At 66.5% G+C, this 17,724-nt stretch carries 17 protein-coding genes and 1 pseudogene; 13 read left to right on the forward strand and 5 right to left on the reverse strand.

Translation table 11 applies throughout. The annotated features are described in order from the left end of the window. Positions 1-22 precede the first annotated feature (22 nt). The 6 genes from GGR25_RS09055 (at position 23) to GGR25_RS09080 (ending at position 8,841) form a co-directional block, all read left to right on the forward strand. Positions 23-2,182 carry a putative bifunctional diguanylate cyclase/phosphodiesterase gene (locus GGR25_RS09055; protein WP_183398410.1) on the forward strand — a complete coding sequence of 720 codons (2,160 nt, stop codon included), beginning with the start codon at positions 23-25 and terminating at the stop codon, positions 2,180-2,182. A 65-nt stretch (positions 2,183-2,247) separates the two neighbouring features. Further along, entirely contained in the window at positions 2,248-2,832 is a 585-nt protein-coding gene (locus GGR25_RS09060) for a nitroreductase family protein (protein ID WP_183398411.1), read from the forward strand. A gap of 692 nt (positions 2,833-3,524) precedes the next feature. Beyond that, the gene (locus tag GGR25_RS09065; protein ID WP_246409380.1) at positions 3,525-4,844 is read left to right on the forward strand and encodes an ABC transporter substrate-binding protein; all 1,320 of its coding nucleotides are present in this window, start codon (positions 3,525-3,527) and stop codon (positions 4,842-4,844) included. A gap of 99 nt (positions 4,845-4,943) precedes the next feature. Beyond that, a complete protein-coding gene (locus GGR25_RS09070) occupies positions 4,944-5,873 on the forward strand; it encodes a carbohydrate ABC transporter permease (protein ID WP_183398412.1) in 930 nt (309 codons plus the stop codon). A 14-nt stretch (positions 5,874-5,887) separates the two neighbouring features. After that, entirely contained in the window at positions 5,888-6,736 is an 849-nt protein-coding gene (locus tag GGR25_RS09075) for a carbohydrate ABC transporter permease (protein WP_183398661.1), read from the forward strand. Positions 6,737-6,828: 92 nt separating this feature from the next. Next, positions 6,829-8,841 (forward strand): aldo/keto reductase, encoded by a 2,013-nt coding sequence (locus GGR25_RS09080; RefSeq protein ID WP_183398413.1) that lies wholly within the window; start codon positions 6,829-6,831, stop codon positions 8,839-8,841. Between the two features lie 10 nt (positions 8,842-8,851). Here the strand turns inward: GGR25_RS09080 and GGR25_RS09085 are convergent, their stop codons facing one another. Together GGR25_RS09085 and GGR25_RS09090 are read right to left on the reverse strand one after the other, a co-directional pair. Beyond that, positions 8,852-9,022: a hypothetical protein gene (locus tag GGR25_RS09085; protein WP_183398414.1), complete on the reverse strand. Its 171-nt coding sequence runs from the start codon at positions 9,020-9,022 to the stop codon at positions 8,852-8,854. 29 nt (positions 9,023-9,051) lie between these two features. Next, positions 9,052-9,234: a hypothetical protein gene (locus GGR25_RS09090; protein WP_183398415.1), complete on the reverse strand. Its 183-nt coding sequence runs from the start codon at positions 9,232-9,234 to the stop codon at positions 9,052-9,054. Between the two features lie 91 nt (positions 9,235-9,325). Here GGR25_RS09090 and GGR25_RS25095 point away from each other — a divergent pair. The 3 genes and pseudogenes from GGR25_RS25095 to GGR25_RS09100 form a co-directional block, all read left to right on the forward strand. Next, a pseudogene (locus tag GGR25_RS25095) lies at positions 9,326-9,511 on the forward strand (helix-turn-helix domain-containing protein); the annotation flags it as partial. A gap of 54 nt (positions 9,512-9,565) precedes the next feature. After that, the gene (locus GGR25_RS09095) at positions 9,566-10,207 is read left to right on the forward strand and encodes a LysR substrate-binding domain-containing protein (protein ID WP_246409382.1); all 642 of its coding nucleotides are present in this window, start codon (positions 9,566-9,568) and stop codon (positions 10,205-10,207) included. A gap of 139 nt (positions 10,208-10,346) precedes the next feature. After that, positions 10,347-11,300: a helix-turn-helix domain-containing protein gene (locus tag GGR25_RS09100; protein WP_183398417.1), complete on the forward strand. Its 954-nt coding sequence runs from the start codon at positions 10,347-10,349 to the stop codon at positions 11,298-11,300. 139 nt (positions 11,301-11,439) lie between these two features. On the opposite strand, the gene GGR25_RS09105 is transcribed toward GGR25_RS09100, so the two are convergent. Beyond that, entirely contained in the window at positions 11,440-12,081 is a 642-nt protein-coding gene (locus GGR25_RS09105; protein WP_183398418.1) for a ThuA domain-containing protein, read from the reverse strand. A gap of 121 nt (positions 12,082-12,202) precedes the next feature. On the opposite strand from GGR25_RS09105, the gene GGR25_RS09110 reads away from it, so the two are divergent. Then, complete coding sequence (locus GGR25_RS09110) at positions 12,203-12,793, forward strand: NUDIX domain-containing protein (RefSeq protein WP_183398419.1); 591 nt, start codon at positions 12,203-12,205, stop codon at positions 12,791-12,793. Between the two features lie 79 nt (positions 12,794-12,872). Next, the gene (locus GGR25_RS09115) at positions 12,873-13,256 is read left to right on the forward strand and encodes a hypothetical protein (RefSeq protein WP_183398420.1); all 384 of its coding nucleotides are present in this window, start codon (positions 12,873-12,875) and stop codon (positions 13,254-13,256) included. 16 nt (positions 13,257-13,272) lie between these two features. On the opposite strand, the gene GGR25_RS09120 is transcribed toward GGR25_RS09115, so the two are convergent. Then, positions 13,273-13,656, reverse strand: coding sequence for a winged helix-turn-helix transcriptional regulator (locus GGR25_RS09120; protein ID WP_183398662.1), 384 nt, complete (start codon positions 13,654-13,656; stop codon positions 13,273-13,275). A gap of 218 nt (positions 13,657-13,874) precedes the next feature. On the opposite strand from GGR25_RS09120, the gene GGR25_RS09125 reads away from it, so the two are divergent. Continuing rightward, complete coding sequence (locus tag GGR25_RS09125) at positions 13,875-14,759, forward strand: NAD(P)H-binding protein (RefSeq protein WP_183398421.1); 885 nt, start codon at positions 13,875-13,877, stop codon at positions 14,757-14,759. 3 nt (positions 14,760-14,762) lie between these two features. On the opposite strand, the gene apbC is transcribed toward GGR25_RS09125, so the two are convergent. Then, complete coding sequence (gene apbC, locus GGR25_RS09130; protein WP_183398422.1) at positions 14,763-15,896, reverse strand: iron-sulfur cluster carrier protein ApbC; 1,134 nt, start codon at positions 15,894-15,896, stop codon at positions 14,763-14,765. A 391-nt stretch (positions 15,897-16,287) separates the two neighbouring features. Here apbC and GGR25_RS09135 point away from each other — a divergent pair, with 391 nt between their 5' ends. Then, entirely contained in the window at positions 16,288-17,610 is a 1,323-nt protein-coding gene (locus tag GGR25_RS09135; protein ID WP_183398423.1) for a porin, read from the forward strand. Positions 17,611-17,724: the final 114 nt, after the last annotated feature.

Raw genomic sequence — 17,724 nt, forward strand, 5'->3', positions numbered from 1 at the left:
CGGGGGGATTGTGGCGCGATTGTTGAAATCGACCTGGGGTTTCGGCCTCAAGGTTGCCATCCCGGCGGCTCTGGTGCTTGCGGCGGCGATCTTCGCCGCCTCGCTGGTCCTCAGCGACATGTCGGCTCAGGTCGACCGCATCGAGGAGGCCAACCGGAGCAAGGCCGCCAGTTCGGCTTTGCGCGCCTTCCTCACCCGCCTTTCCGAGACGCATGGCGACTACGCCAAGTGGGACGATGCGGTCGATGCCCTTTACGGCAAGGTCGACGCGGACTTCGTCGACAGAAACCTCCGCGCCAGCACGCTGGGCGGTGTTCTGTTCGATCAGGTCTATCTGCTCGACGAGAATGATCGCGACGTCTTCGGTTTCCGCAGGGGAAGCGCCGTGATGCGCCCCCTGCGGGAGGAGTTCGGCGTGCCGATCAACCTCATGATCGAGCGTGCGCGCGACCGCTCCAATCTGCGCGGCGTCCAGACGGCCTTCCTCTCCGATCGCGCGGGAACGCTGCAGGCCGTCGCCATCGGTTCCGTGATGCCGTCCGACGATTTGCGGCCGGTGCCGGAGCGCACCCGCCTTCTGGTCCTGGCGCGCCCGGTCGACGCCAAGGCCATCGACCGGCTCGGCAGCGATTTCGTGTTCGCCGACCTGCATGTCGAGGGCAAGCCGGCGCCGGAGTCCTCGTCCCTGCCGATCCTCGACCCGACAGGAAACAGGATCGCATCGCTGGTCTGGACGCCGTCACGCCAGGGCACCGAGGCGCTGGTGCGCGTGGCGCCGACGGCGGTGCTCGCCATCGTCCTCGTCTGCGGCACCATGGCTTTCCTGCTCGTCATCGGCTTTCACAACCTCATCGAGCTGCAGCGGCGCGAGCAGGAGGCGCTGCGCTCGGCCAGCCATGACGGGCTCACCGGCCTCCCGAACCGTCGCGCACTCAGCCACGAGCTCGGTGAGGCGGTGAATGCAAGCCGGGCCGGCGCCGTCGCGGTGATCTATCTCGATCTCGACGGCTTCAAGGAGATCAACGACACCTATGGCCACGAGATCGGCGACCGCCTTCTGGTCAAAGTCGCCGCGGCCTTTTCGGCCATCTGCGCGGGGCAGGGCCTGCTCGCCCGGGTCGGCGGGGACGAGTTCGCCGTCGTGGTGCGCGCGCCGAACGCTGCGGAGCGGGCTGCCGCGCTGGCCGAGGTGATGGTGCGCTGCTGCGATGCGATCTTCGACCTCGACGGACGGCAGGTCCAGATCAGCGCCAGCGCCGGCGTCTCCGGCAACGAGCACGCGCCCCTCTCGGCCGACGAACTGATGCGGCGGGCCGACGTCACCATGTACATCGCCAAGGATTCCGGACGGAACCGCGTCGCGATCTATGATCCGTCGATCGACGCCGCGCGGACGGAGCGCGTGCGCCTTGCCGAGGACCTGCGCACCGCGATCCGCGAGGATCGGCTCGCGGTGGTCTACCAGCCGATCTTCGAGGCCGGCTCGATGCGGCCGTCCGGCGTCGAGGCGCTGCTGCGCTGGCTGCATCCCGAGATCGGTCTGGTGCCGCCCGACAAGTTCGTGCCGATCGCGGAGGAGAACGGTCTGATCGAGCCGATCGGCGAATGGGTGCTGCGCCGCGCCTGCGAGGACGCGCTGAGCTGGCCCGACGTCAAGCTCTCGGTCAACGTCTCGGCGGTGCAGTTCCGCAATCCCGGCTTCGATTCGCTGCTCGCCCGCGTGCTCGCCGAGACGGGCTTCCCCTCGCGGCGCCTTGAGATCGAGATGACCGAGACGCATCTCGTCGCCAATCCCGACCGCGCACAGGCGATCATCGCGAGCATCCGCGAACTCGGCGTGACGATCTCGCTCGACGATTTCGGGACCGGCTATTCCTCGATCGGCTATCTGCGCCGCTTCACCTTCGACAAGCTCAAGCTCGACCGTTCGCTGGTGATCGGCATCACGACCGACGAATCGGTCCGCGAGCTCTGCGGCGCGACGATCGCGCTCGGCCGCGCGCTGGATCTTTCGGTGACGGCCGAAGGTGTCGAGACCGAGCAGGAGGCCGCGATCCTCCGCCTTGCCGGCTGCGATCATCTGCAGGGCTATGCCTTCGCCCGCCCCATGACGGCCGAGGTGGTCGGCAGTTTCCTGGTCGCGACGCTCAGTCGCCCGCTGGTCGTGCCCTGGACCGCCTGACGGGTGGCGCCGGCGACGGGATCGGCCGAAGATGATGCACCCGAAAGCAATGACGAGGATCTGACGTGAGAAAGCCTGCCCCGGCCGACCATCCCATTCTGGACGTGATCGCGGAGCGCTGGAGCCCGCGCGCCTTCGACCCGGACCGCACGCTGACCGAGGCCGAGATCGCGCCGCTCTTCGAGGCGGCCCGCTGGGCGCCCTCGTCGAACAACACCCAGCCCTGGCGTTTCGTCTATGCGTTCCGCGGCGAGCCGGCATTCGACGCGCTCGTCGCCTGTGCCGTCGAAGGCAATCAGCGCTGGATCAAGCGCGCCTCGGTGCTCGGCTATACGGTGGCGCAGCTGCGCACCGAGGATGGCAGCAGCCTCTGGCATAACCGGCACGACACGGGGATCGCCCTCGGCTATCTGCTGCTGCAGGCCACCGCGGCCGGATATGCCGTCCATCCCTTCGGCGGCTTCGAGAGCGACAAGGTCGCCGCGGCCATCGGAATGCCCGAGGGCTTCGAGCCCTGCACGGGGTTCACGATCGGCTTCCCGGGCGATCCGGAACTGCTCGGCGAACGCGGGGCCGAGCGCGAGCGCGCCCCACGCACCCGCCGCCCGATCGCCGAGTTCGCGTTCCACGGCCACTGGCCGACGCCATAGTCTGACGCTCAACATCAGTCCGGCGCTCCTCCCTGCTGTGACGCGAGAGGGAGGAGCCCCGGCCTTTGGTCGCGTTTCATCGGGCGCGGCCGGTGAAGTTTCTCCTTCACCTTCCCCTGAGGGGGAGGTCGACGGCCGCAGGCCGGCGGGAGAGGGTTTAGGGAACCCTCCGGATAGTCCGCAAACCCTCCCGGACCTCGGTCCGACCTCTCCCTCAGGGAGAGGTGAAGAGGGGCCGCATCGCCCCGCCCACAAAGGGCGGGGCGCGGTCTTTTGCGCTGCATCGACTCCAGCTTCCGGAACCCTGCCTGCCGCCTCGCAAAGGCGGGAGGCAGGGTGCTTCATTCGAGCCGCAAATTTTTTGATGGCGGCGCTTCCGGGATCATATGCATCTATTCCGGAATAGTAATTTCTGCGCAGTGCCGAGTTGTCGGGGATGCATTGCAGCATCGATAGATGTCGTATGTACGCAGCACATTTTGCCCCATATATTGATGATATCGTTCCCCAATCGCTGCATTTGCGAAGGGTTCCGAGCTCGTCTTGACAGGCTTGGCCGATGCGCTCCTAATGATCCCGGAATTTAGAAGAGCGTTTCGGCGGCTTGGCCGCGCGGGAGGAGACGGGAGCCGAGGCTTCCGTACCGCGCGGGGAAGCGGGCGGGCGCTCCGGATTCTCAAGGGAGGAACGACATGAAGACGACAGTCGCAATGCGTCCCGGCTTTGCCGGGCGGGCTCTCGCCGCCACGCTGCTCGCGGGCGCGACACTGTTCGGCGGCGCGGCCCATGCCGCCGACGATGTTTCCGGCGAGATCACGGTCTGGAGCTGGAACGTCGCCGCGGCGGCGCTGCAGGCCGTGGTGCCGGCCTTCAACAAGGAATATCCGAACGTCAAGGTGACGGTGCAGGACCTCGGCAACCAGCCGGTCTATGACCGCGGCCTCGCCGGCTGCGCGGCCGGTGGCACCGACATGCCCGACGTCTATTCGGTCGAGAACGGCGAGGCCGAGGTGTTCTGGAACCGCTTCCCGGAATGCTTCAGCGATCTGAAGACCATGTCGGCGGACGAGGGCGCGCTGCTCGCCAAGTTCCCGGCCTTCAAGCTCACCGAGCTGACGGTCGGCGACAAGGTCTACGCCCTGCCGTGGGATTCGGGTCCCGCCGTCGTCTTCTATCGCCGCGACCTCTATGAGGCGGCGGGCGTCGATCCCGCGACGATCGTGACCTGGGACGATTTCATCGAGGCCGGCAAGAAGGTGATCGCCAAGGCCGGCGGCAACACCAAGTTCGTCTCGACCAATGGCGATACGAGCTGGTTCCGCATGCTCGCGAACCAGGCCGGATGCGCCTATTTCGACGAGAAGGGCGAGAGCATCACGATCGGCCAGCCGGGCTGCGTCCAGGCGCTGGAGACGATCAAGAAGATCAACGATGCCGGCCTGTTCATGAGTGGCAACTGGGACGAGACGCTGACGGCGATCAAGGCCAATGCGCTCGCCAGTGCCGTCTATGGCGGCTGGTATGAAGGCTCGATCCGCGGCAACGCCCCGGACCAGAGCGGCAAATGGGGCGTCTTCAAGCTCCCGGCCTTCGAGAAGGGCGGCAACCAGACGGCCAATATCGGCGGCTCGGCACTCGCCATTCCCGCTTCGTCGAAGAACCCGAAGGCCGCGCTCGCCTTCGTCAATTTCGCCAATGGCCGTCCCGACAGCCAGATCACGCAGCTGAAGGCCTCCGGCCTCGTGCCGACCCTGCCCGAGGCGGTGAACGACCCCTTCGTGAAGGAAGAGCAGCCCTATTGGGGTGGGCAGCGGATCTGGGAAGTCGTGCTCGGCACACTCCCCGACATCAAGCCCTCGCGCGGCACGCAGTATTTCGCCGAGGCCGACAGCCTGGTCAGCGCCGCCTATACCAACTTCCTGAAGGGTCAGGGCGGCTCGGCGCAGGCCGTGCTCGATGACGCAGCCAACCAGATCGCCAGCGCCACCGGCCTGCCGATCGCCGGCAAATAGCCGAACACGCGAGGCCCGGCCCCGCGAGGGGCCGTACCGCGTCCCGGAGACCAGCCCCTTTTCCCTCGGGGCTGGTCTTCGAACCAGCGCAGGTTCCCCATGGCAGCGACGATCTCCCCGAGCGTGACGACAAGCCGGCCGGCACGGGCAGGGCGCGGCAAGCCGATCGACCGTCAGTGGTCGGTGCCCTATCGCTTCCTGCTGCCCTATCTCGTCGTCTTCGCGATTTTCTGGCTCTGGCCGCTGATCGATTCCTTCCTGCTCTCGTTCCAGAACACCCGCGTCAATCCATGGACGGTCGACGTCGCGGTCAACTGGCGCCGGCTTTGGGTCGACCAGGCCTTCCATGCCGCGCTGCGCAACACGCTGATCGTCCTGGTGCTGCAGGTGCCGATCATGCTGGCGCTGGCGACGGCCATCGCCCTGGCGCTCGATTCGCCGAAGCTCGCGGCCCGGCCGCTGTTCCGCTTCGCCTTCTTCGCGCCGATCGTCGTGTCCGACGTCGCCTATTCCGTCGTGTTCCGCCTGCTGTTCAACGGCCAGTACGGCGCGGTTAACCAGGCGCTGACCGCCATCGGCCTGCCGGCGCTCGACTGGCTGCATGACCCGACCTGGATGATGGCGACCATCATCATCGCCGTCACCTGGCGCTGGACCGGCTACAACGCGATCATCATTCTCGCCGGCCTGCAGACGATCCCGAAGGATCTCTACGAGGCCGCGGCGATCGACGGGGCAGGGGCCTGGCGGCGCTTCCGCCACATCACGCTGCCGCTGCTGAAGCCGGTCATCGTCTTCGCGCTGGTGCTCTCGGTCATCGGCACCATGCAGCTGTTCACCGAGCCGTGGCTGATCACCGACGCCCAGTCGAGCGGCGTCTCGATCGAGATGCTCGGCACCTATCTATTCAAGCAGGGCTTCCGCAACCTGAACTTCGGCTATGCCTCGGCGATCGCCTATACGATCGCGGCGATGGCGGCGGCGATGGCGGCGTTCAACCTGCTGCTCGCCAGGAGGTCGCCGACATGACGACGCTGCCCGAGATGCGGACGACCTTTGCGCGGCCGGCCGGCGGCTCCGGCCGCTGGGGCTCGATCCTGCTCACGGCCGTGATGACGCCGCTGGCGCTGCTCTGGCTCGCCCCGCTTGCGCTCATGCTGCTGTTCGCGACGCTGCCTGACAGCTCGATCTTCTCGCCGACGCTGCCGGCGCCGGGAACGCATTTCTTCGCCAATGTCGCTGCGCTCGCCGGCTCGGCCAACTTCCTGCGCGCGCTCGGCAATTCGGTGATGATCGGGCTGATCTACACCGTGCTGTCGGTGCTGCTGACCTCGATGGCCGGCTATGCCTTCGCGCGCTTCGAATTCGTCGGCAAGAACGTGCTGTTCAGCCTGCTGGTCGCGACGCTGACGGTGCCCTATGCCGTCGTGGTCATCCCGCAATACATCCTGATCGCGCGCGAGCTCGGCCTCTCCAACACCTGGGTCGCGCTGATCGTGCCGCCCTTGTTCAATTCGCTCGGCGTGCTCTTCATGCGCCAGAGCTTTGGCGGCCTGCCGCAGGAGCTGCTCGATGCGGCGCGCGTCGACGGGGCGGGGGAGTGGCGCATCTTCTTCACCATCGCCATGCCGCTGGTCCGCCCGGCGATTGCGGCTCTCTCGATCATCCTCTTCCTGGCGTCCTGGAATTCCTATCTCTGGCCGCTTCTGGTCGGCACGACGCCGGGCGCGCGCACCGCGCCGGTGGCGCTCGGCAGCCTGATCGGCCTGAATGTCGTGCCCTGGGGCGCGCTGATGGCCGGTGCGACGCTGATGACGCTGCCCATGGTCGTCGTGTTCGTGTTTCTCCAGCGCTATTTCGTTGCCGGAATCACCGCGGGCGCCGTGAAATGAGCCGCCCTGCATCCAGCCCTTCTTCCAGCTCCGCGCATTCCCGCGGTGCTGCTTCCGCTTCATTCTGACTTCGCAAGAAAAGAGGACTTCCTATGGCCGAAAGCCAGAACCCCGTTCGCTGGGGCATTATCGGACCAGGCGCCATCGCCAAGGATTTCCGCCGCGGCGTGCTCGATTCCCGTTTCGGCAAGCTCGAAGCGATCGCTACCCGCAATCCCGGCAAGGCGGGACTTGCCGAGGATTTCCCCGAGGCCCGCATCCTCGATGGCTATGACGCCATCCTGAGGGATCCGGATGTCGACGCGATCTATATCGCGACGCCGCATGTCGGCCATGCCGAATGGGCGATCAAGGCGGCCGAGGCCGGCAAGCATGTTCTTGTCGAGAAGCCCTTCGCGCTCAGCGCCTTCGAGGCGGATGCCGTCTTTCACGCCCATCGCAAGGCCGGCACCTTCGCGGCTGAAGCCTTCATGTATCGCCTGCATCCGCAGACCAAGGCGATCTACGATCTCGTGGCCTCCGGCACGATCGGCGAAGTGCGGTCGATCAAGTCGAGCTTCGGCTTCCAGATGCCGGGCTTCATGCCGGATCATCGCCTCTTCGCCAGCGCGCTCGCCGGCGGCGGCATTCTCGATGTCGGCGGCTATCCGGTCTCGATGACCCGCTTCATCGCCGGCGCCACGGTGGGCAAGCCCTTCCTCGACCCCGTCAAAGTGTCGGGCATGGCCAATCTCAACGCCGAAGGCACCGATAACTGGGCCTCGGCGTTGTTGCAGTTCGAGAACGGCATCATCGCCGAGGTGAGCTGCGCGATCATGGCCAATCTCGACAACGTCCTGCGCATCATCGGCTCCGAGGGTCGCATCGAGGTTCCGGATTTCTGGTTCGCGGCCGGCGATCGCAGCGGCGGCGAAGGCCGCATCGACATCATCAAGGGTGGCCAGACGGAGACGATCCGCACCGGCAAGCAGCGGCATCTCTACTCCTTCGAGGCCGATGCCGTCGCCGAGGCCATCTTCGCCGGCAGGCAACAACTCGATTCGCCCGGCATGAGCTGGGCCGATACGCTTGGCAATCTGCGGGTCCTCGACAAATGGCGCGCCGATGCCGGCATTGAATTCAGCGTCGAGAAGCCGGCCCATCGCAAGCTGACGCTTTCGGGCCGGCTGCTGAAATCCGGCGGGACGACCGTGCCGCGGCGCAGACTGGCCGGAATCGGGAAGGAACTCTCGATCGTCGCGCTCGGCTTTGAGGATTTCCGGACCTTTGCGTCGGGAGCTATCCTGCTCGATGCCTTCTACGAGGCCGGCGGCAATCTCTTCGACACGGGCTGGGTCTATGGCAGCGGCTATACGGAGAAGCTGCTCGGCGAATGGCTCGCCAATCGCGGCGTGCGCGAGCAGTCCGTCGTCATCGGCAAGGGCGCCCATACCCCGCTTTGCTATCCTGATGTGATCGGCAAGCAGCTGACCCAGACCCTCGACCGCCTGCAGACCGATTATCTCGATATCTATTTCATGCATCGCGACAACCCGGACGTCCCGGTGGGCGAATTCGTCGATGCCATGGATGCCGAGGTCAAGGCTGGCCGCATTCGCGGCATTTTCGGCGGTTCAAACTGGACGCGCGAGCGGTTCGACGCGGCCGTGGCCTATGCCGAGAAGCACGGCAAGCAGAAGCCGGGGGCGCTTTCCAACAATTTTGCGCTTGCCGAAATGCAGGACGTGATCTGGCCCGGCTGCGTCTCGTCCTCGGACGATGAATGGAAGGCCTGGTTTCGCGATCGCCAGATCCCGAACTTTGCCTGGTCCAGCCAGGGCCGCGGCTTCTTCACGGATCGTGCCGGCCGCGACAAGCGCGACAATGAGGAGCTGGTTCGCGTCTGGTACAACGAACGGAACTTCGCGCGGCGCGACCGGGCGGTGGAACTGGCGGCGAAGCTCGGCCGCAGCCCGATCCATGTCGCGCTCGCCTATGTGCTCGCGCAGCCCTTCCCGGTAGTGCCGCTGATCGGCCCGCGCACGCTGGCCGAACTCGAGGACAGCCTCTCCGCCCTCGACATCCGCCTCACCCCCGAACAGGCCACCTGGCTCGACCGGGGATAGGCGAGGGCGATCAGTCCATCGCCGAATCGCCGCCGCAGGGCTCGCGGTCCTCGCGGCGGCTTTCGCGCCGAGCGTGGATGAGCGCGGCCTGCAGCTGCCGGTTCAGGACCTTGTAGTGATCCTGCAGCGACGGCGCGTCGGCGGGGCGAACGGCGCGGGCGGCGGTCTGGGTGACGGACATGGTCTTCTCCTCTCGTATTGCCGCTGCGCTCAGGCGCAGCGGTCTCGTCGTTCCGCCTCGAAGGCGGACTTTGTATCGATCGGTTCATGGCCGATCGGCAGGTCTGCGAGATCGTGGGCGCTCATGCGCCAGAGCTCGTTCTCATTGTCGTGCGTGAGCACGGGGCGCGCGGCCCAGGCGATCAGGGCGCGGTAGATTCCGATGATGGTCATCGTGGTTCTCCTTGGCTTGCGCCTTGGAAGATGGGGATAGACCACAACGGACGCCATCGACATGATCTCGGTCACACTTTAGAAAAACTGAATGGCGAACCCATTCAAAGTTCCATTGAACGCGCTCCGGGCGATAGAAATTGTCGCCCGGACTGGGCATCTCGGCGTTGCGGCCGACGAACTCGGCGTAACGCCAGGAGCTGTAAGTCAACATCTGAAGCGGGCCGAAGAGCGGCTCGGGTTTGTCCTTTTCGAGAGAACTTCGCAGGGAATGCGGCCGAGCGAGGCCCTTGCCGCAGCGCTGCCACATCTCTCAAGGGGCTTTAACGCCTTGATCGACGCGCTCGCCGCGCTCGACAATGCGCGGCGCTGCCTGTTGACGATCTCAGTCGCGCCCGCCTTCGCGGCCCGCTGGCTCGTGCCGCGGCTCGGCCGTTTCACGCGCGACAATCCCGAAACCGAGATCCGCTTCGTGGCGAGCGCGCAGCTGATCGACCTCAATCACAGCGATATCGACTGCGCGATCCGCCTCGGACGCGGCAATTGGCCGGGCCTCGAACTGGAGCGGCTGCTGCCGCAGCCCTTCTTCCCCGTCGCAACGCCGGACTGGCTGCCGCGCCTCGCCAAGCCGGCCGATCTCGCCCGCGTCCCCGTGATCCATGATGAGGGCACGATGGTGCGCTGGAACGACTGGTTCGAGGCCGTCGGCGAGCCGATGCAGGAGCTGACCGGACCGCGCTTTTCCGATCCGATCCTGGCGCTGGAGGCTGTTCTCGCCGGCCAGGGCGTGATGCTCGGCTGGGAGATGGTCGTCGCCGACGCGCTGGCGAGCGGCCGCCTCGTCCGCCCCTTCGAAGGCAAGGTGTGCAGCGATCTCGCCTATTGGTTCGTGACCAGCGAGCGTACGGCGAAGAAGCGCCAGGTTCGCATCTTCCGGGACTGGCTGAAGCGGGAGCTCTCGGTTCCCGCCTGACGCGCCGGGAGTGTCCGTTTCATGACCGCTGGAACGCCCCCTCTGGACAATTGAATCAGGACATCGCACAGAGCGAGGCATGTCATGGTTGCATGATCGCTGACCGTCTCCGCGAGACCGGCCTCATCATAGTGAGCGCATGCCGATCGAAACGCCCCCATCATCCGCATCATCCGACGTCGGTGCCATTCCGCGCGCCGAATTCGCCACCCGCCATCTCGCCGCGGCGGACCAGTTCGACGGCTGGCGCGCGCATTATCGCGACACGTTCGATCTGACGCTCGCGAACGGCCGCGCGGATCGTTACGACGCCACGCACCGCAGCTGGGACCTCGGCGAGCTGACCTTCACGCAGGCCATGATGCCGGCTGGGGTCGGCAGGCGCTGGCGGCACTGGCAGCGCCCCGTGCGCGACGATTGGATCATGGTGGTTGCGGCCGCCGAGACGAGGCCCGATGTCGGTTTCCGATCGCTCGCGCGACCCTTCGAGGGCGCCGGCCACGACGGACACATCCTGTCGCTGTTCCTGCCCCGCGATGCGTTCCGCAGCGAGGCGCAGGCCTTCGACGCTGCGCCGGTCCGGCTTCCCCATGCCGGCATGGCGGGCCTGATCGGCGATCTCATGCTCTCGCTCGACGACAAGCTGGCGGCGCTTCCCCCTGGCGGGCGGGAGGGCGTCGCCGCCGCGCTGAGATCGATGGTCGCCGCCTGCATCTCGCCGTCGCCCGAGCATCTCGAGCGGGCGGAAGGCGTGCTCATGTATGCGGTCCGCGAGAAGGCGGCCCGGATCGTGCGCCGGAACCTCGCCACGCCGGGCTTGGGCCCCGCCATGATCGCAGCGGCGCTCGGCATCTCGCGCTCGTCGCTCTACCGCGCCTTCGAACCGCATGGCGGCGTGGCCGCCTACATCCAGCGGGAGCGCCTCGACGAGGCGTATCGGCGCCTGTCGATCCCGGGCCAGAGGGGCACGATCAGCGCTCTCGCCTGGGAACTCGGCTATCCCGACCCCTCGACCTTCACGCGCGCATTCAGGCGCCGATTCGGCCATGCCCCGCGCGATCTGGTCGGCCGGCGAACCGAAACTCTCGACTGAAGCCTAAGCGGGGTGGCGTGCGGCAGGGCGCAACGCGCCCGGCCGTTGTCATTGCCGGGCTCGAGCCGGCATCCAGACTTGCCGTCCGTTGGGAAATACTCGCCTCGGGAAGGCGCGTGCCGGCTTTGCGCGAAACCCCTCAGCGCGCCGTCCAGAGCAGCCCGCGCTCGAAGATCGTCCGCATCGGCGGCACGCTGAATTCGGACGCGACATGGCCGAGGGCGGAATAGAAGACGCGACCCGCGCCATAGCGCTTCTTCCAGACCACTGGCATCACGACGCCGTCGATCCAGGGCGCATGCGCGCCGCTGAAGGTCGTCGTCGCCAGCACCTCATTGGCCGGGTCGACATGCATGTAATATTGCTCGGAGCGGTAGTCGAAGCTGTCGATGCCGGCCACGAGCGGATCGTCCGGCCGCGTGACGTCGACGCGATAATCGATGATGTCGCCGGGATGGGCGACCCACTGGCCGCCGACCATGAACTGGTAGAGCGGCGCGTTGCGGAACGAATCGCCCATGCCGCCGTGATAGCCGGCGAGACCCACGCCGCCGCGCACGGCCGCCTCGAGATTGGCGAGCTCGTCCTTCTCGATCGTCGACATGGTCACGATCGGCACGATCAGGCTCAGATCCGCGAGGCCCGGTTCGGCGAAGGCGGCCGTCGAATTCTCGACGCGCACGTCGAAACCCGCCGCCTCCAGCATGTCCTTCACCACCGCCGCGCCCTGGCGCGGCTCATGGCCTTCCCAGCCGCCCCAGACGATCAGTGCACGCCGCATCGCTTTCCTCCTCCGCATATCCAGCCCTGCGGTCAAAGGACCGATCGCCATCGATGTCAAGCGGCTGCCGCTTCGCGCGGCGATCGGCTAGAAGCAGCGGCGAGGCTCGCGAGGAGTGACCATGAGCGACTGGAACGAACGCGTCAGACCGATCGAATCCGTACTTCTGTCGGAAAACTGGGGCAAACTGCACCGCAATGTCTTCGACTATCGTCGTTCCGACGGCACTTGGCAGCGCCAGATCCGCGAGACCTATGATCGCGGCGACGGCGCGGCGGTTCTTGCCTACGACCCGGACCGCAATACAGTCCTGCTGATCCGCCAGTTTCGCTTTCCGGCCTGGAAACGCGGCCATGCCGAGCCGCTGATCGAGGTCTGCGCCGGCCTGCTCGATGCAGACGATCCCGTCACCTGCATCAAGAAGGAGGCGGAGGAGGAGATGGGTGTCACCATCGAGACGCCCGAGCGGGTCTTCGTCTCCTTCATGTCGCCCGGCAGCGTCGTCGAGCAGCTGCATCTCTTCGTCGCCCGCTATACGCCGGCGGATCGGAGCGGCGCCGGCGGCGGCCATGTCGCGGAGGGCGAGGACATCGAAGTGCTCGAACTCCCGTTCCCCGAGGCGATGGCGATGGTCGACGATGGCAGGATCTGCGATGCCAAGACGATCATGCTGCTGCAGCATGCCGCGCTGAAAGGCCTCGTGAAGGCCTGATCGGCGCTCGTGTCGCCCTCGATTTCCCAAGCCGGCCGTGATTGACTTCGCTGCCGATTCCAACTGGCGGATGATCCGAATGAACCGACTTCCCGTGATCGCCGCGGCCCTTGCCGCCGCACTTTCCACCATGCCCGTGCTGCCCGCTTCCGCTGCGGCCAAGGATCCGTCCTGCAAGTCGACCCGCTGGAGCATGGCTTTGCCGGCCGGCTCCAGCGACGAGAGCAAGGTGATCGTCGACAGCCCCGACAACAAGGTCTGGCGCGTCGGCGCAGGCGGCGTGCCGCCGAGCGTGATGCTGGTGATCGAGTATCGCAGCACCAATGGCACCAAGGGCGAACTGGTGCTGCAGTCGGGCAGGGCCGAGTTCGTCGAAGGCTCGACCGTCACGATGCATCTGCGACGCGTCGGAAGCGGACGCGACGGCGTCTCCGTCGCCGGCACCTATCAGGTGAAGTGCTGAGCCGATCGACTGACGTTCAACCGGGCAGGGCGTCGTAGCGCGCCCTGGCACCCCGGACGGCGTCATGATTGGCCGAGGCCCATCGCGTCAGCTCGGCCATCGGACCGACCAGCGAATGGCCGAGTTCCGAAAGGCTGTACTCGACCTGCGGCGGTGTCGTCGGGAAGACGCGCCGCTCGACGAGACCGTCGCGCTCGAGGCTGCGCAGCGTCACGGTCAGCATGCGCTGCGACACGCCGCCGACGCTGCGCTTCAGCGCGTTGAAGCGCTGTGGCCCCTCCGAGAGGCGCAGCACCACCAGAAAACTCCAGGCATCGCCAAGCCGGTCGAGCACGTCGCGCACGGGGCATTGCGAGGCGGCGGTGAAATCGCCGCGCGGGCCGATCAGCTTCTGCACCATGTCGTCCGGCACCAATTCGGCCACGCGATCGATAAGGCTGGTGCGGCCCGGCTGCTGGTTCATGGCGCGCTTCTCCTGCTCAAGACGACCGCGGCGGTTCCGCCGGTGTGCCTTAGGCAAGGATAAATGCGCTCTTCCGCTCGGACGAACAAGCCCTTAGTTACGATCAGTAACCACGCCGTCATGGCGCGGTCCCGTTTTTCCCAAGGAGTGTTCCCGTGAGCGCAGACAAATATCTCGTGACCGGCGCCAGCGGCCATCTCGGCCGCATCGTGGTCGACGCGCTGCTCGAAGCCAATGTCGGCCCGATCATCGCTACGACGCGCAATCCCGCCAAGCTGGCGGATCTCGCGGCGCGCGGTGTCGACGTGCGGGCCGCCGATTTCGACGATCCCGCAAGTCTGCCGGCTGCCTTCGCCGGGGCGACGCGCGGCCTGCTGATCAGCACGGATGCGCTCGACGGTTCGGACCGCCGTCTCACCCAGCATCGCGCCGCGGTTGCTGCCGCCGAGGCGGCCGGGCTCGGACACCTCGCCTATCTCTCCGCACCCGCGCCCTATCCGACGCCCGGGCCGAGCCTGATTGCGGACCATTATTGGACCGAGCAGGCGCTGGCCGCATCCGGCCTCGGCTGGACGATCCTGCGCGACCACATCTACACCGACTATCTACTGATGAGCCTGCCGCATGCTGTCCAGACCGGCCAGCTCTTCTCGGCGACGGGCAAGGGCGCGCGTAATTTCGTCCTGCGCGCCGATTGCGCCCGCACGGCTGCGGCGGTTCTGGCCTCCGATTTCACCGGACGCCAGATTCTCGACGTCACCGGCCCGGCGCCGCTCACCTTCGACGAACTGGCCGCGCTGACCAGCGAGATTTCGGGCAAGCCGGTGCAGCACATCGCCGTGCCGGCGGAAGGCCTGAAGCAGGGCCTCGTCGGCGCCGGCTTGCCGCCCTTCATGGCCGAGCAGCTCGTCGCCTTCGATGTCGACGCCTCGAAGGGCTTCCACGCGATCACCACCTCGGTGGTGAAGGACTGGACCGGCCGCGAGCCGGGCTCGGTCCGCGACTTCCTGGTCGCGAACCGCGCGGCGCTCGTCGGCTGAGCCTTATTCGATGACGATGCGGGGCGGGGCCTTGGCTCCCGTCCCGCCCGAGACGCCCTCCCAGATCATGGTCGCGATCGAGCGATAGGTCGCGGCATAGGTGCCGGCCGGATCGGAGGCGACGATCGGATTGCCCGAATCGGACGTCTCGCGAATCGCGAGTTCCAGCGGAATCTCGCCGAGGAACGGGACGCCGAGCCGCTCCGCCTCATGGCGGGCGCCGCCATGGCCGAAAATGTCCGAGCGCGTGCCGCAATGCGGGCACAGAAAATAGCTCATGTTCTCGACGATGCCGAGGATCGGCACGTCGACCTTGCGGAACATGGCGAGGCCCTTGCGCGCATCGATGAGCGCCAGATCCTGCGGCGTCGAGACGATAACGGCGCCGGCGAGCGGCACCTGCTGCGCCATGGTCAGCTGCGCGTCGCCGGTTCCCGGCGGCATGTCGACGACGAGAATGTCGAGCGGCGCCCAGGCGACCTCGCGCAGCATCTGCGTCAGCGCCGACATGACCATCGGCCCGCGCCAGATCATCGGCGTCTCCTCTTCGACGAGGAAGCCCATCGACATCGCCTTGATCCCGAAGGCTTCCATCGGCTTCAGCGTCCGCCCGTCCACGGTCTGCGGCCGGCCCGAGAGGCCGAGCAGGCGCGGCACCGACGGGCCGTAGATATCGGCGTCCAGCAGGCCGACCTTGAGGCCGTTCGCGGCGAGCGCCAGCGCCAGATTGACCGCCGTCGTCGACTTGCCGACGCCGCCCTTGCCGGAAGCCACCGCGACGATGGCGCCGACGCCGGGCACGCCCGGCTTGCCGGAGGCCGAGGTCGGCGCGCTCGGCTTTGCGGGCCGGGGCGGGGGCGCGGCGGCCGCCGGCTGCGCGCCGCCCTTCTTCTCGGCGGTGAGGATCACCAGCGCGCTCTCGACGCCCGGCAGCGCCCGGACGGCGGCCGAGGCCTGTTCGCGCAGCGGCTCCAGCGTCGCGGCGCGTGCGGCGTCGACCGTGATCGAGAACATCACCTTGCCGCCGTTCACCAGAATGTCCGAGACGAGCCCGAGCGAGACGATATCGCCGCCGCCATCGGGGCCGGGAACGGTGGCGAGGCGTGCGAGGATGGCGTCGCGATCGGGATTTGCCATGAAATGTACCTGTGTCGAGCTGGCCGCGGGGACGGCGATCCTGTGGGGGAAACGGCGCGAAACGGCGCCGGACGGCCAGTTCGGGCCGCGCGATGCCATGTCTGCGGCAAGGTCTTAGCGAAACCTTACCGGCAAAGCGATGATGATCCCCCTTGGTGTTGCATTTCCGTCATAGCGCATGAGGGGGCATTCGGTATGATCCCAATCACGGAATCGAACTGCGTGATTCCGGTTGCTTTACCGGCACCCAGGGGTGGGGCCACCAAGGTAGTGCAGCTGAACGGGGATGTGACGAACTTCGAACGGGCCGACATGAAAACAGCCTTGCGGCGGTTTTCAGGCAACGAGAAGGAAAGCTAGTCTCCTGGTTTAACCTTTTGGAGGTCAGGAAATGAACTTCAAGACCCTTCTCCTCGGCTCTGCCGCTGCCATGATCGTGGCCGGCGGCGCTCAGGCGGCGGATCTCACGGTCGCCGAGCCGGTCGACTACGTGAAGGTCTGCGACGCTTTCGGCGCGGGCTTCTACTACTCGCCCGGCACCGACACCTGCATCAAGGTCGGCGGCTATGTGAAGTTCGGTACGTCGGTCGGTCACACCGACTACGGCAACTATGTCGGCGCCTATCCGAATTCCGACTGGTCGAACTTCTACACCGAAGTGTCGATCCAGCTGACGGCTTCGTCGGTCACCGAGTTCGGTAACCTGACGGGCTTCTTGGACGTCCGCGCTCAGACGGGCAACTCCGGTGGCTTCACCGAGTCGCTGACGCAGGCCGCCAACTCGGTCACGAAGTCGGCTTACCTCGACAGCGCCTACCTGCAGCTTGGCCCGCTCAAGGCTGGTTACTTCACGTCGCTGTTCGACTTCGGCCGTGGCTACACCGACACCGGCGTGTTCGGTTCGGACACGACCGCCGACCAGATCCAGCTGAACTACGCTGTCAACGGCTTCGGCCTCGCGCTCTCGGTCGAAGACCAGCGCGATCGTGGTTCGACCGGCAACACCGGCGGCATCGAGTCCGAGACGACGCTCTATGCAACGGGCACTCCGCCGGTTCTCGGCGCGTCGACCGTCTACTATCAGGGCGGTTCGGATAACGTCCCGAACGTCATCGGCGCGGTCAGCTATGCTTCGGGCATCTTCTCGACGAAGATCGCTGCGGCTTACACCGATCTGGCGCTCGACCGTACGGTCACCGCGGGCTATCAGCCGACGCCGACCTCTGCTACCGGCGATCTGCTGACCTATACGGCTAAGTCGGGCTGGGCCATCGGCGGCAATGTCGAGTTCGCGCTCGACAGCTTCTCGGCCGGCGACAAGTTCACCGTCTTCGGCGCTTATGGTGACAACGCGAACTCCTTCACGGGTATCGCGGGTGGCACCTCGGTTGCTGGCGTCGGCGGCTTCGGCACCAACCAGCTCGCCGCTGTTGCTCCCGGCACCTCGTGGAGCGCCGGTGCTTCGTACAAGCATGTCTGGACCCCGTCCGTCTGGTCGGCGATCTCCGGCGGCTATGCTTCGTATGATGGCGACGGCACCTGGCGCGGTGCGGACAGCCTGAACGCCTGGCGTCTGCAGGCTTCGACCGGCTGGACCCCTGTCAAGGGCCTCGACGTCATGCTCGACGGCGGCTACACCTCGGTTGACGGTGACGGCGCCATCGGCGACGGCGACGCCTGGGCGGTCAACCTCTGGCTGAAGCGTTCCTGGTAAGTCCAGGATCCTTCGGGATTTAAGAAGTCCGGCGGAGCAATCCGCCGGACTTTTTTATTGTCCGGACGGTTATGGCCGCCCGGCTTTCGCTTGACCGCAGCGCAGGCTGATCGA

Source organism: Kaistia hirudinis (assembly GCF_014196455.1).
Taxonomy (GTDB): domain Bacteria; phylum Pseudomonadota; class Alphaproteobacteria; order Rhizobiales; family Kaistiaceae; genus Kaistia; species Kaistia hirudinis.

Excerpts from the sequence above, each read along its gene's own strand:
- GGR25_RS09065 (WP_246409380.1), top strand. The coding sequence starts at position 3,525 with ATGAAGACGACAGTCGCAATGCGTCCCGGCTTTGCCGGGCGGGCTCTC.
- GGR25_RS09070 (WP_183398412.1), top strand. The coding sequence starts at position 4,944 with ATGGCAGCGACGATCTCCCCGAGCGTGACGACAAGCCGGCCGGCACGG.
- GGR25_RS09075 (WP_183398661.1), top strand. The coding sequence starts at position 5,888 with ATGCGGACGACCTTTGCGCGGCCGGCCGGCGGCTCCGGCCGCTGGGGC.
- GGR25_RS09080 (WP_183398413.1), top strand. The coding sequence starts at position 6,829 with ATGGCCGAAAGCCAGAACCCCGTTCGCTGGGGCATTATCGGACCAGGC.
- GGR25_RS09085 (WP_183398414.1), bottom strand. The coding sequence starts at position 9,022 with ATGTCCGTCACCCAGACCGCCGCCCGCGCCGTTCGCCCCGCCGACGCG.
- GGR25_RS09090 (WP_183398415.1), bottom strand. The coding sequence starts at position 9,234 with ATGACCATCATCGGAATCTACCGCGCCCTGATCGCCTGGGCCGCGCGC.
- GGR25_RS09100 (WP_183398417.1), top strand. The coding sequence starts at position 10,347 with ATGCCGATCGAAACGCCCCCATCATCCGCATCATCCGACGTCGGTGCC.
- GGR25_RS09105 (WP_183398418.1), bottom strand. The coding sequence starts at position 12,081 with ATGCGGCGTGCACTGATCGTCTGGGGCGGCTGGGAAGGCCATGAGCCG.
- GGR25_RS09110 (WP_183398419.1), top strand. The coding sequence starts at position 12,203 with ATGAGCGACTGGAACGAACGCGTCAGACCGATCGAATCCGTACTTCTG.
- GGR25_RS09115 (WP_183398420.1), top strand. The coding sequence starts at position 12,873 with ATGAACCGACTTCCCGTGATCGCCGCGGCCCTTGCCGCCGCACTTTCC.
- GGR25_RS09120 (WP_183398662.1), bottom strand. The coding sequence starts at position 13,656 with ATGGTGCAGAAGCTGATCGGCCCGCGCGGCGATTTCACCGCCGCCTCG.
- apbC (WP_183398422.1), bottom strand. The coding sequence starts at position 15,896 with ATGGCAAATCCCGATCGCGACGCCATCCTCGCACGCCTCGCCACCGTT.
- GGR25_RS09135 (WP_183398423.1), top strand. The coding sequence starts at position 16,288 with ATGAACTTCAAGACCCTTCTCCTCGGCTCTGCCGCTGCCATGATCGTG.